The 13,924-nt window shown below is 66.6% G+C and carries 6 protein-coding genes; 1 reads left to right on the top strand and 5 read right to left on the bottom strand.

The window, feature by feature from the left end; all coding sequences use genetic code 11:
• Nucleotides 1–36: 36 nt before the first annotated feature.
• Nucleotides 37–4,650 carry an NAD-glutamate dehydrogenase gene (locus SJY20_RS05600; protein ID WP_380785615.1) on the top strand — a complete coding sequence of 1,538 codons (4,614 nt, stop codon included), beginning with the start codon at nt 37–39 and terminating at the stop codon, nt 4,648–4,650.
• Nucleotides 4,651–4,684: 34 nt separating this feature from the next.
• Here SJY20_RS05600 and SJY20_RS05595 read toward each other — a convergent pair whose 3' ends face one another.
• The 5 genes from SJY20_RS05595 to SJY20_RS05575 form a co-directional block, all read right to left on the bottom strand.
• Entirely contained in the window at nt 4,685–6,229 is a 1,545-nt protein-coding gene (locus tag SJY20_RS05595) for a DHA2 family efflux MFS transporter permease subunit (protein WP_380785614.1), read from the bottom strand.
• Nucleotides 6,230–6,362: 133 nt separating this feature from the next.
• Entirely contained in the window at nt 6,363–7,514 is a 1,152-nt protein-coding gene (locus tag SJY20_RS05590; protein WP_380785613.1) for an efflux RND transporter periplasmic adaptor subunit, read from the bottom strand.
• Complete coding sequence (locus SJY20_RS05585) at nt 7,511–8,902, bottom strand: efflux transporter outer membrane subunit (protein ID WP_380785612.1); 1,392 nt, start codon at nt 8,900–8,902, stop codon at nt 7,511–7,513. The genes SJY20_RS05590 and SJY20_RS05585 overlap by 4 nt, the downstream gene beginning before the upstream one ends.
• Nucleotides 8,899–9,369, bottom strand: a complete 471-nt coding sequence (locus tag SJY20_RS05580; RefSeq protein ID WP_380785611.1) for a MarR family winged helix-turn-helix transcriptional regulator — start codon at nt 9,367–9,369, stop codon at nt 8,899–8,901. Before SJY20_RS05580 ends, SJY20_RS05585 begins: the two co-directional genes overlap by 4 nt.
• Nucleotides 9,370–9,841: 472 nt before the next feature.
• Nucleotides 9,842–13,795: a pre-peptidase C-terminal domain-containing protein gene (locus tag SJY20_RS05575; RefSeq protein WP_380785610.1), complete on the bottom strand. Its 3,954-nt coding sequence runs from the start codon at nt 13,793–13,795 to the stop codon at nt 9,842–9,844.
• Nucleotides 13,796–13,924 lie beyond the last annotated feature (129 nt).

Raw genomic sequence — 13,924 nt, 5'->3', positions numbered from 1 at the left:
TTGAGCTCATCCCGCCACGGGCGCATAGGCGCGGGCATGGCGAACAACATGCAGATGCTGACCGACGCCCTTGCGGCCCGGCTAACCGAACGCGCTCTTCCGGGCGAACTCAAGGACTTCGGCGCGGGAGAGATCGCGCACGCCGCGGCCTTCGTCGCCGCCACCGCCGCGCACCGCGATGGCGACGCGCCGGCGATCGCGATCGAACCGATCGCCGCCGACGACGTGCGCCGCCGCATGCGCGTCGCGATCGTCAACGACGACATGCCGTTCCTGGTCGATTCGGTCGCCGCCGCGATCGGTGCCCAGTGCATCGCGGTCGATCGCATCATCCACCCCGTCGTCACGACCACCCGCGGCACAGACGGCACGCTCGAATCGATCGGTGAATCGACCGGTCCGGCTGGCACCCCCGAATCGATGATCTATCTCGAGATGGAACGCGCCGACGCGCGCGACCGTCGCGGCTTGGTCGAGGATCTGACCGCGGTGCTCGCCGACGTCCGCGCCGCGGTGACCGACTGGCGCGCGATGCAGGCGCGGATGGCGGCGGACATCATCGGGGTATCGGACAACGAAGGCGCCGCGCTGTTGCGTTGGTTCCTCGACGGCAGCCTGACCCTGCTCGGTCATCAGCTGTGGCACCGCGACGGCAGCGGTGGCGCCGCACTCGGCATCGCCCGGCAGGAACATCGCACCCCGATCCTGGCGGAGGCATCGCGCGCACTCGCGATCCAGTGGTTCGAAAGCGGCAGGACCGCGCCGTTGCTGCTGAAGTCGAACCTGATCTCCACCGTCCACCGCGCCGTGCCGCTCGACCTCGTGATCGTGCCGGTGATGGCGGGCGCGACAGTGACTGGCCTGTCGATCCATGCCGGGCTGTGGACCAGCGACGCCCTCGCCGCACGGCCGCGCGACGTGCCCGTGCTGCGCACCGCGCTGAAGGCGCTGGAGCAGAAGTTCGGTTTCGACCCGCGCGGCCATGCCGGCAAGGCGCTGACGCATGCGCTGACCCAGTTGCCGCACGATCTGGTCATCGCGTTCGAACCCGCCGCGCTCGAAGAGCTGGCGCTGACCGCGATGAGCCTGGCGGATCGCCCGCGGCCTGCGCTGGTGCTGGTCCAGTCGACGCTGAAACGGCATCTGTTCGCGTTCGCCTGGCTGCAGCGCGACGACGTCACGACCAGCCGCCGCGTTGCGATCGGCGAGATGCTCGCCGAGGCCGCGAACGCGACCGTGCTGAACTGGTCGATCGGGCTGGAAGACGGCGGCGTCGCGCTGATCCGCTACACCCTCGACCTGCGCGGCGATGGCCGCATGCCCGAGGTCGCGCCGCTGGCCGCACGGTTGCAGCGCATGGTCCGCGGCTGGGGTCCCGATGTCGAGGCCGCACTCGCCGAGACGCTGGCCGCACCGCGGGCCGCGCGGCTCGCGCTACGCTGGGCTGCAGCATTCCCGCAGAATTACCGCAACGTCAGCAGCGCCGCCGAAGCCGCCGCCGATATCCAGCGGCTGGCCGCACTCGAAGACCCGGAATCCCGCGGCGTACGGCTGATCGCGAGCGCGCCGGGCGAAAATCGCCAGCTGAAGATCTACAAGCTCGGCGGCGCACTGGCGCTGTCGGACGCGGTGCCGGTGCTGGAGAATTTCGGGTTCCGTGTGATCGGCGAACTGCCGACGCGGTTGCAGGGCGACGGCGACGCGTTCGTCCATGATTTCGTGCTGGAAGCGAACGACGCCGCGCTCGATACCGATGCCGAAACCCTTGAAGGCGCGATCGCCGCGGTCCTCGAGGGCGCAGCCGAGAACGACGCGTTCAACCGCCTGATCGTCGAACTGGGTATGGCACCGCGTGCGATCGTGCTGTTCCGCGCCTGGTTCCGATATCTCCGCCAGGCCGGTCTGCCTTACGGCCTGACCACCGTGGTTGATGCGCTCCGCCGCGCGCCCAACGTCGCCGCGGCGCTGATCGCGCGGTTCACCGCGGTCCACGACCCGGCGCATCCGGGCAACGCGATCGAGGCCGATCATGCGATCGAGGCCGGGCTCGATGCGGTCGCCGCGATCGACGACGACCGTATCCTGCGCGCCTATCGCAGCCTGGTCGCCGCGACGCTGCGCACCAACGCCTTCACCCCCGCAGCGGCGGAAGCGCTGGCGTTCAAGCTCGACAGCCACCTGATCCCCGGTCTTCCGGCGCCGGTGCCGTGGCGCGAGGTCTGGGTCTATTCGCCCCGCGTCGAGGGCATCCACCTGCGCGCCGGCCCGGTCGCGCGCGGCGGCCTGCGCTGGTCCGATCGCCGCGACGATTTCCGCGTCGAGATTCTCGGCCTGATGAAGGCCCAGCGCGTCAAGAATGCGGTCATCGTCCCGACCGGCGCCAAGGGCGGCTTCTATCCGAAGCAGCTCCCCTCCCCCGCCAACCGCGACGCGTGGCTGGCCGAAGGCACCGAAAGCTATCGCATCTTCATCCGCTCGCTGCTGTCGATCACCGACAACATCGTCGAAGGGGCGGTGGTGCACCCCGAGAACGTGACGATCCTCGACGGTGACGACCCCTATTTCGTGGTCGCCGCCGACAAGGGCACCGCGACCTTCAGCGACGTCGCGAACGCCCTCGCGCTGGAACGCGGCTACTGGCTCGGCGATGCGTTCGCGAGCGGCGGCAGCGTCGGGTACGATCACAAGGCGATGGGCATCACCGCCAAGGGCGCCTGGATCAGCGTCCAACGCCACTTCGCCGAGCGCGGTATCGACGTGCAGACCCAGCCGATCACCGTGGTCGGCTGCGGCGACATGTCGGGCGACGTGTTCGGCAACGGCATGCTGTTGTCAAAGACGCTCAAGATCGTTGCGGCGTTCGACCATCGTCACATCTTCCTCGATCCCGACCCCGATCCCGCAGCAAGCTGGACCGAACGCGACCGGATGTTCGCACTGCCCCGCTCGAGCTGGGCGGATTACGACTCGACGCTGATTTCCGAAGGCGGCGGCGTGTTCGCGCGTACCGACAAGGTCGTGAAGCTCTCGCCCCAGATCCAGGCGGCACTGGGATTGAACGTCAGCGAGATCGAGCCAGGCGCGCTGATCACCGCGATCCTCAAGGCGCCGGTCGACCTGCTGTGGTTCGGTGGCATCGGCACCTATGTGAAGGCAGCGTCCGAGGCGAACGTCGCGGTCGGCGACCCCGCCAACGACCGCCTGCGCGTCAACGCCGAGGATCTGCGCGTCACTGCGATCGGCGAAGGCGCCAATCTGGGCGTGACCCAGGCCGCACGCATCGCGTTCTCGGCACGCGGCGGGCGGATCAACACCGACTTCATCGACAATTCGGCAGGCGTCGATTGTTCGGACAACGAGGTCAATATCAAGATCGCGCTGAACCGCGAGATGATCGAGGGTCGCCTCGATTATGAGGCACGCAACACGCTGCTCGCATCGATGACCGACGACGTCGCGCACATCGTGCTGGAGGACAACCGCCTGCAGACGCTGGCGCTGTCGATCGCCGAGGCCGACGGCGCCGTCGCCGTGCCGAGCTATGTCCGCGTGATCGAGATCTTCGAGAACACCGGGCGGCTCGATCGCGCAGTCGAGGGGCTGGCACCGAACGACATCCTGCTGCGCCGCGGCCAGGACGGGCTCGGCTTGACCCGCCCCGAGCTCGCGGTGCTGCTCGCGACCGCCAAGCTCGCGTTGCAGGATGCGATCGAGCAGAGCGACATCGCCACCGACGACGAACTGAAGCCGGACCTCCACGCCGCCTTCCCGACCGCGATGCGCGATCGTTATGCGGCCGCGATCGATGCGCATCAGCTGCGCGGGCAGATCGTCGCGACTAAGCTCGCCAATCGCATCGTCAACCGCCTGGGCGTGCTCTATCCGTTCGAGCTTGCCGAAGAAGAAGGCGCCGCGATGGGCGACATCGCGGGCATGTTCGTGGTCGCCGAGCGGCTGTTCGACCTGCCCGCCCTGTGGGCCGAAATCGAAACGACGGCGATGCCAGAGGCAGCCCGGATTGCGCTGTTCGACGAGGTTGCGGTGGCGACGCGGTCGCAGATCGCCGACCTGCTGCGGGTTTCCGCGCCCGGATCGAGCCCGGCAGACGTGCTGTCGCGGTTGAGCCAGGGTATCGCGCACCTCGACGGCCAGACCAAGGCGCTGCTGCTCGCGGAAGCCAGCGCGCAGAGCGACCGGATTGCCGGACAGCTTGAAACCGTCGGCGCGCCCGCGGCACTGGCCCGAAAGGTCGTCAGGCTGTTCGAACTGGACGGCGCAGTCGGGTTGGCCGAACTGGGCCAGCGCCTGTCGCTCGACGAGGCGGTCCTGACCCGTGCGTTCACGCACCTCGGCCAGGCGCTGGGGCTGGACTGGGCGCAGGCCAACGCGGCGCGGATCAGTCCGACCGATCCGTGGGAGCGGCTGCTGATCGCGGGCCTCGCGCGCGATTTCCAGCAGCTTCGCCTGGAATTCCTCGCCCGCTGCGGCGCGACCGATCCGCAGGGCGCGGTTGAGACCTGGCTGCTCGCCAATGCGCCCCGCGTCGCGCAGTTCAAGGCGGTAATCGACCGCGCCCGCCATGCTGCGGTGCCGAACGCGGCGATGCTGGCGCAGATTGCCGGCCAGGCACGGGTGCTGCTCGGCCGGTAACGAACCGGCCCTTTAAACCGGGAGCCCGATCGCGCTAGTCTGCCGCGATCGGACCCTTAGGTGGCGATGCCTTCCGCGTGAACCAGACGATCACCACCAGCGACAGGCACAGCCACGCCGAAATTCGGAACAGGTCGGTCGACGCCAGCAGATACGCCTGCCCGACCATCTGCCGCGTAATCGCGCCGGCCGCCTGCGTATCGGTCAACCCCAGTCGCGCCAGCCCGTCCGCCGCGAGCCGATACGGCATCCCCTGCCCCACCACCTCGGACAGCCGGGTCTGATGCAGCGCCTCGCGTCGGTCCCACATCGTCGTGATCAGCGACGCGGAGAAGCTCCCAGCGGTGATCCGCGCGAAGTTCGACACGCCCGTCGCCGACGGCAGCCGTTCGGGCGGAATACGATCTAGCGAGATCGTCAGCATCGAAAGGAAGAAGGTCGCCATCGCGATCCCCTGCACCATCATCGGCAGCATCAGGTCGTAGAAGCTGGCCGTGGTCGTGTAGCCCGAGCGCAGGTAATAGGAGTAGCCGAACGCCGCGAACGACACCGTCGCCAGGATCCGCGCGTCGACCTTACCCGCGATCCGCGCCACGAACGGCGTCAGGATTACAGCGACGATTCCCGACGGCGCCGCGACCAGCCCGGCCCAGGTCGCGGTATACCCCATCTGCGTCTGCAGCCAGAGCGGCAGCAGTAGCGTGTTCGCGAAGAACACAGCATAGCCAAGGCAGAAGGCCAGTGTCCCGATCGCGAAGTTGCGGTTCTTGAACTGAGTCAAGTTCACCGCCGGATTGGCGTCGGTCAGCTCCCAGATCAGCCAGGTTGCGAACCCGATCAGCGCGACCACCGCGGCGATGACGATGCGATCAGACGCGAACCAGTCGTCGTTCTTGCCCAGGTCGAGCACGATCTGCAGCGCACCGACCCACATCACCAGCAGGATCAAGCCCATCCCGTCGATCGGCAGCTTCCGCGTCGGCGTGTCGCGCTTGCCCAGCATTTTCCAGCAGATGAACCCGGTGAACAGCCCGAACGGCACGTTGATCAGGAAAATCCAGCTCCAGTGGTAATTATCGGAGATGTAGCCGCCCAGGATCGGCCCCATGATCGGCGCCACCAGCGTTGTCATAGACCAGATCGCCAGCGCGGTGCCGCGCTTGTGCGGCGGGAAGATCGCAATCAGCAGCGCCTGGCTGCCCGGAATCATCGGGCCCGACACTGCGCCCTGCAGGATGCGGAACCCGATCAGCGACGGCAGGTCCCACGCGATCCCGCACAGGAACGACGCGAAGGTGAAAAGCATGACGGATACGCAGAACGTCTTCACCACGCCGAACCGGCCCATCAGCCACCCGGTCAGCGGCACCGCGACGCCGTTCGCGACGGCAAACGCAGTGACGATCCACGTCGAATTGTCGCTGGAGACGCCGAGATTACCGGCGATCGTCGGCAGCGACACGTTCGCGATCGTCGTGTCCAGCACCTGCATGAAGGTGCCGAGCGCAAGCGCGATCGCGGTAAGCGCGAGTGGCCCGCCGGTCAGCGGCGCAGGACCGGCGCCGGATGGGGCGGCCATCAGCCCACCACCTCGTCATGAAACCCACCACCCCGGCGACGGCCGGGGCCCAATTGGGAAGGCTGTGGTAACGGAGCGCTGACGATCGTCCCCCAACTAGGCCCCGGCCTCCGCCGGGGTGGAAGCGACCCCATCACCGGTTCGCCGCAATGATCTGCCGGATCTTAGCCTCGACCGCCGGATCGCCTGCACCAGTCGACAGCCCACGATATGCCGCGGTCGCCGGACGTCCGACCATCGTCCCAGACCGGTTCGCGGTATCGACCGTGGCGTTCACCGACAGCCCGACCCGCAACGGGTTGCGCTGCAACTCGGCCTTATCGAGCGCGATGCGCACCGGCACGCGTTGCGTGATCTTGATCCAGTTGCCGCTGGCATTCTGCGCCGGCAGCAGCGCGAACGCATTGCCGCTGCCCGCACCCAAGCCGACGACATGCCCGTGATAAACCAGGTCGTCGCCGTACATGTCCGCGGTCACCGTCGCCGGCTGGCCGATGCGCAGGTCGCGCAGCTGCGTCTCGCGGAAGTTCGCGTCGACCCACACCCGGTCGAGCGGCACCACCGCCATCAGCGGCATGCCCGCCGAAACCTGCTGCCCCAGCTGCACGGTACGCTGTGCGACAACGCCGTCGATTGGCGCGACGACATGCATATGGCTGCGCGTGATCGCGGCGCGTCGATAGGCCGCGATCGCCGCCATCACCGCCGGATTGTTCGACACCGTGGTGCCGGCGACGCCATTCTGCGACTGTGCCTGCTGGCTGCGAACCAGCGCCAGCGTCGCGCTCGCCACCTTGACCTGGTCCGCGGCATGACCGAGCTCCTCGCCCGACACCGCACCCTCGGCCGCCGCACCACGACGGCGCTTCAGGTCGTTCTGTGCGCGCGCGAGTTCGGCCTGTGCCTGCACCACCGCGGCGCTGGTCTCGCCCAGCTTCGAAAAGTCCGACCGCGTTGCCCGAACCGCGCGCGCCAATTCGGCCTCGGCGGATGCGATCCCGACATCGGCGGTGGCGGCATCCAGATCGATCAGCGGCTGGCCGGCCTTCACGACCTGCGTGTTGTCCGCATGGATATCGGTCACCTGCCCCGGATCGCGCGCGGTGATCGCTACCACGTCGCCGGCGATATAGGCGTCGTCGGTTTCCTGCTCCGGTGCCGCCAGCAGGAAGTGGAACACCGCCCAGACGATCGCGCCGATCACGACGACGACCGACAGCACGGTCAGCGCACGCTTGCGGGTCGGATTGCCCGTGGGCGGGGCAGGCGTCTGCGTATCGGTCATCGGATATCCTGCGTGAAGCCGCCACCGAGCGCCAGCACGAGCGCGACGCGCTGCTGGGCTGCATTGGCAGCGAGATTGGCGTCGGCCTGTTCGGCTTCCAGCGTGCGTACGTCGTTGTCGACCAGGTCGAGCCGGCTATCGAGCCCACTCGCGACGCGAACCGCGTTCAGCCGCCCGGTCTCGGAAAAGCCGCGCACGACCTCGCGCTGTCGGGCGCGGTCGGCGCTCAGCGCCGCGACCCGCGACATCGCATCCGCCGCCTCGCGTACCGCGCCGATCACCCGGTCGTTATAGTCCGCGGTGGCAAGGTCGAGCGCGGCGGTCGCGCCGGCCAGATCGGCCTTCAACCGGCCGTTGTCGAAGATCGGCAGATGCACCGCCGGTCCGGCACCGACCGTGCCGGCATCGAGCGACAGCAAATTGCCCAGCCCGACCGCCTGGAACCCGGCGAGCGCCGCCAGATTGACGTTGGGATAGAATGCCTTGCGCGCGACTTGCCGCCCCGCCGCCGCCGCCGCGATCCGCGCCTGCGCCGCACCGATGTCGGCACGGCGTGCGAGCAGATCGGCAGGCAGGACCTGCGGCAGCGGCAGCGCGGCGTCGAGATGCAACCGAGTCGCCGCGATCGTCGCGGCATAGTCCGCCCCGCGTCCCGCCAACGCCGCCAATGCATTGCGCGCGAGCACCTGCGCAGCCTGCGCCCGCAGCAACGCCTGCCGCGCCTGCGCCACCAGCGTGGTCGCTGCCTGCGCATCGAGCTTGCTGTTCAGCTGATTGCGAACGCGAACGTTCACCAGCCGCAGCGAATTTTCGCGGGTCGCGATCGTTCGCGTCGCGATCGTGGCCTGCGCCTCGGCCCGTTCGAGGTCGATATAAGTCTGCACCACCGAACCCGACAGCGACAGGCGCGCCGCTGCCAGATCGAGCGACGCCGCGGCCACGCTCGCGCGCGCGCCGGCGATCGCGGCCTTCTGGCGCCCGAACAGATCGAGGTTCCAGTTGAGGTTCGCCACGGTCGACCCGACGAACCGCGTCGAGCCACCATAGGGCGGCGGGATGGTGTAGCGTCCCGACAGCCGCGCGTACTGCTCCTGCGCATCCAGCGTGACGTCGGGCCCGTTGTCGGCATTGCGCGAGGCCACCACCGCCTGCGCCTGCGCAATCCGCGCCAGCGCTGCATCGAGCGACGGGCTACCAGCGACCGCATCGCCGACAAGCCGGTCGAGCTGCGGGTCGCCAAACCCGCGCCACCAATCCGCAGCGATCGTCGGGGCAGCATCAGGCGACAGCCCGAGCGCGGTGTCGGAGACCGGCGCGACCATTGGCTTCGACGCGGGAATCGCACATCCGCCGAGCAGCACGGCGATCAGGAGACTGGCGGTCTTCATGCCCGCACGCCCTCGGCCGACGCCGACTCCATCGTCACGTGCAGTTTCCGCAACAGAGCGATCATCGTCGCGGTCTCGGCCTTGTCCCAATCCTTCAGGACCGCATTCCAATAGCTAATGACCCGGACCCGACACCGATCCGCGACGGTCCGGCCCTCGTCGGTCAACGTGAGCTTTATGATGCGACGATCATCGGTATCGCGATCGCGGGTCAGCCAACCGCGCTGCTCGAGCGTATCCACCAACCGCGTCATCGCACCCTTGTCGTGGTTCAGATCCCGGGCAAGTTCAGCGCACGTCGTGCCACGCTCGAACCAGAGCGACATCAGCGCCGACCATTGGATCCCGCTGGTGCCTTCCTCGGCGAACATCGGTTCCAGCGCGGCCACGCCGATCTGGTAACTGCGCCGCACGAGGTAACCGATCGAACAATCGGGCGTGAAATCGTTGGTCGAGTAGAATGCCATACCATTGCCTTGGCAATCATTGCCTCGGCAGTCAATACGTTTATCGATCGCGCCGTCCGGCTACCACTTCCACCGCGCCGTATAGGCGATGTAGTCGTCCGTCTCAGCGCCCGCGCCCTTGCGGCCGCAACCATTCGGACCCTCGATCAGGCACCCTAGGTCCCGAAGTTCGCTGTAGTTATAGCCTGTTCCGGCATTTGGGCCGACGTCCGAGATCGACGGACGTCTTCGGTCCCATCTGACATATCGAATGCCGAAGCCCCGTTTCGTATTGTTCGCAGCCGAGTCCAGTATCTTATGAGTGCGCCGAAACGCGAACCAACAGAAAAAGTTTTTCGCCCGCGGATTAGCTCCAGGCTGACATCGTGCCGGCGATCGATACTCCGGGTCGATCGGCAGAACGAAAAAAGGCGACACCAAGGTGCCGCCTCCTCTCACGATTCGGCGTTCGCCGCCGACTGATCATACCTGATTAGGCAAACATCAGATCCGTGTGGTCGACAGTTCCCAGATAGAGCTTCTGGATATGGAACGCACTCACCTCGGCCGGCGAAGCCTCTGCAATATACGCCTGATGGTCTGCGTCGGTCGATACCGCCGCCGACGTCGCAGCCGCGGTTACGACCGCTGCGTTCAGGATCAGGTCGTTGGCGGAAACCGCATTGGCGCCGGCAACCTGGATATTAACGTCGATCGAGCCATCGCCGCCCAGATCCATCGTGACGAACGTCGTCGTGCCGGAGGAGGTAATGGTGACGCGGTCCGCCGAACTAGTGTTGATCGCCGCCAGATCGATCTTGTCGGTCCCGGACTGGAAGTCGAGGATCGTATCAGAGCTCGCGAGCGTCGAGTCCGCAGCAGTAACGTAACGGAAGATATCGCTGCCGATACCACCGGTGAAAAGATCGGCACCACCCCCTCCCTGGATGAGGTCGTTGCCGTCGCCGCCGTTCAGCACGTCGTTGCCCTGCCCTCCGAACAGCTGGTCATTGCCAATGCCGCCGATCAGCGTGTCGTCGCCAACGTTGCCCAACAGCAGATCGTCGCCCTGACCGCCGTACAGGGTGTCGTTGCCGGCACCGCCGTTGAGCGTGTCATTGTCCTGGTTGCCGTACAGCGTGTCGTTGCCGTCATCGCCGTTCAGCGTATCGGCACCGAACCCGCCGTTGAGCGTGTCGTTGCCAAGGCCACCACTAAGGACGTTGGCGTTCGCGTCGCCGGTCAGGGTGTCGCCGAACGAGGAGCCGGACAGGTTCTCGATCGAGACTAGCCGATCAAGACCGCCACCGCCGGTGTCCTGATTGCCGGTGATCAGCAGGCTGACGTTTACCGCCGATGTCGCACTGGCGTAGCTCGCCGTGTCGATCCCAGCGCCACCATCTACGGTGTCGGGCGCGACCTCGGTAGCACCGGTGTAGTCGACGCTCGCCGAGGTGGAAGAGACGTGCAGGGTATAGGCCGCGTTTGCCGGCGGACCGCTCGCGATATCGAAATCCTGGACCCGCAGGTAATATGTCCCGGCGGTGCTAAAGGTGTAGTCGATCGCGCTCGCCGTGGCATCGCCGCCCGGATCGCTCGAATCATCGTTCTCGGCAAGGACGGCCCCGCCGGCGTTCAGCACCTGGATCACCGAGTCGAAACTGTTGTTGTCGATGTCGAAGACAACGCGGGTGCCGGCTGCGACTGTAACCGCGTAATATTCCTGCACCCCACCCGAAGCCGCGGCGTTGATCGAGGCGTGCGGGATCGTGGTCGAGCTGATGATGTTGCCGTTCGAAACCAGATCGAAATCGCCGCCCGGCGCGGTGTTGAGCACGAGCGCGGTCGCCATGCTGCTGATGACGCGCGTGTTGGGCTTTGCGATATCGGGATGATTCACGGTAACCTGGATCACCGCTTCGCCCCCGACGCCGCCATCGAGAATATCATCGCCCTCGCCGCCCGACAGCGAGTCGCTGCCCTGGCCGCCGATCAGAACATTGTTTTCCGCGCTGCCGAGTATGGTGTCCGAATAGTTCGATCCAGTGACGTTCTGGATGCTGAAGAGCGTATCGGTACCGGCACCACCGGTTGCCGTTCCAGCGCCGAGATTGACCGACACCGCCGCTGTCGCGTTCGCATAGGACACCGTGTTGAACCCGGTGCCCCCGCTCAGAATGTCGTTGCCGAGGCCCCCTTCAAGGAAGTCATCGCCGACGCCGCCGTACAGCGCGTCGTCGCCCTGCCCGCCATAGATCACGTCGTTGCCCGACTCGCCGTAGATCGTGTCGTTGTCCTGGTTGCCATAGATGACGTCGTTGCCGGCCCCGCCATAGATCTTGTCGGCGCCGGTCCCTCCGGTGATGGTGTCGTTGCCGTCAGCGCCGTACAGCGTGTCGGCAGCCGCGCTGCCGTTGATCGTGTCGTTCAGATGCGTGCCGTACAGCGTGGTCTGGCCGGCGTTGGCGATCACCAGCGTCTTCGCGGCCTGCACCGCCCGGTCCGCGAGGATGAAGCCCGATCCGGTCTTGACGTCGTAGCCGGTATCGAACGCCGCGGTGGCGGCGTCGTCCATGTCGAGCGCCGTGCTCTGCATCAGCGCACGAATGTCGGCGCCATTCAGGTTGGGGTTCGCCTGCAGCATCAACGCCGCGACCGCAGCCGCATCCGGTGCCGCCGCCGACGTCCCGAAGAAGTTCGGCGAGGTGTCGGGATCGGCCGAACTGTCGCTGCCGAAGAAGGTTGTGTTGCCGCCGTCGACCGCAGTCACCGCCACGCCGTAATATTCGGGTGCGGCGAGACGTGCGCCGTTGTCGTCATAGACGATCTTCTGCGTGCCGCGCGACGAGAAACTCTCGGCGACCGGCGGGTTGTAGCCCGCGATCGGCGTACGCGCGAACGACGTCGCGCCGATGCCCATCCCGCCCTCGACCGCATGGTGGCCGTACAGCGTGCCCTCGTTGGTGTTGGACGCCGGGTTCTCCAAGTCCACCGCAGCGCCATTGCCCGATGCGATCAGGCGGATTTCACCCGGTGCCGCGCCGCTGCCGAGGCCAACGCGGAGCTGCAGCGTCGAACCGACGGTCGCACCGCTCGCGGTGAAGCGGAACACCTCGACCGGATCGCCACCGATATTGTTGCTGACGGCGCCCGCCCGAATCGTCGTGCCGTCGGCGTTGGTCAGAAAGATGTCGAGATCGCTGGTCGCGCCAGGGCCGCCAGCCGAAGAGCCGGGCTGATCCCATTGCAGGATGAACGTCTGGCTCGCAGCGACACGGACGTTGATATAGTCCTGCCCCGGCGCGAACTGCATCAGCGTATAAGCCTGACCGTTCAGCGTCTGCGTCGCACCAGACACCCACGCGCCCTGATACCCTTCCTTACCGTCGTTGCCGGCCGAGCTGAAATAGGCGACGCCTTGGCCCGCGACCTCGTTCACCGCCTGCGCGATGATGCCGTTCTGATAGGTGAGCTCCGCGAAATAGCTTACGTCGTCGACGATCACCTTGTCGCCCGCCTGCGCCAGCCGGATGATGTTGTTGGCGAACGATGCCTGGCCGTTGAAGGCAGTGGCGAAATCGATCGCCGCGCCTGGCGCGAGATCGTGGACCAGTTGCGCCATCGCGCGACCTTCATCGGTCCCGCTGGCGGCGTCCTGCAGAACACGCGTGTCGGTCGGCAGGTCGTTGCTGGCGATATTGCTCTGCTGCGAGTCGATCGCGGTCGAGCGGTTGAAGCTATCCGACATCACGCCGACGCGGATACCGCTGCCGTCCACACCGTAATTGGCGCGCGCGACGTCGGCGTACATCCCCGAATCGGCCTGGGTCGTGACGAGACCGACGCTGGTCGCGAAGCCTGATTCGCGGGCCGAATGCAGCAGGCTGGTACCGACCAGCGCGCCGACCTGGTCGACCGGCAGATAGCCCGAGGCGACCGCGCCATACGAACTGCCGCCCTTCAGCCCCAGTGCGCGCAACTCGGTGAGCAGGCTCGCGCCATCGCCGTTTTTCGACACGGTGTCGATCAGCACATATTTGCCGTCGGCGGTGATCGCGTTGTCGAGATGATCGACGCCGCCGGTGAAGGCAGCCATCGCGGCGGACTGCGACGACGACGCATAGAACAGCGAAGCGAGCTGCGAATCGAGTACCGACAGCGGGCCGGTCTTCATCGCCGTGGTTGCAACCGAGAACGCATCCTCGAAGCTGAGCGCGACCGGGCCGGTAACGCCGCTGGCGGCGCCCACGCTCGGTGTGCTCGCCGTGACGACGGGCGCGGTGGTATGCGCATAGGCGAGCGCCGACACCGCGTCGGCGCTGACCTCACCGAAATGACTGTCGAACGTCCCGGACTCGCGCACGAACGACGAAAAATCCAATCCGGGAGCGGCATCGCTCTCGCTACCGGCGCCGCCGACAACATCCCGTACATTATTGATCGCCATCGCGTTGAGCCCCGTTGTTCGGATAGTGGAAAGGAAATGGTCTAGGCAAATTAACGCCCTGTCGGGACTAGGCCGAACAGGTGCACCTTGAAAGGCAACAAAATTGCGCGCCCCGTGGTAAATCACTCC

This window comes from Sphingomonas sp. R86521, from assembly GCF_042466235.1.
Classification (GTDB): domain Bacteria; phylum Pseudomonadota; class Alphaproteobacteria; order Sphingomonadales; family Sphingomonadaceae; genus Sphingomonas.
The sequence above is the reverse complement of the archived record's forward strand: the minus strand, read 5'-3'. Positions and strand labels throughout refer to the sequence as shown.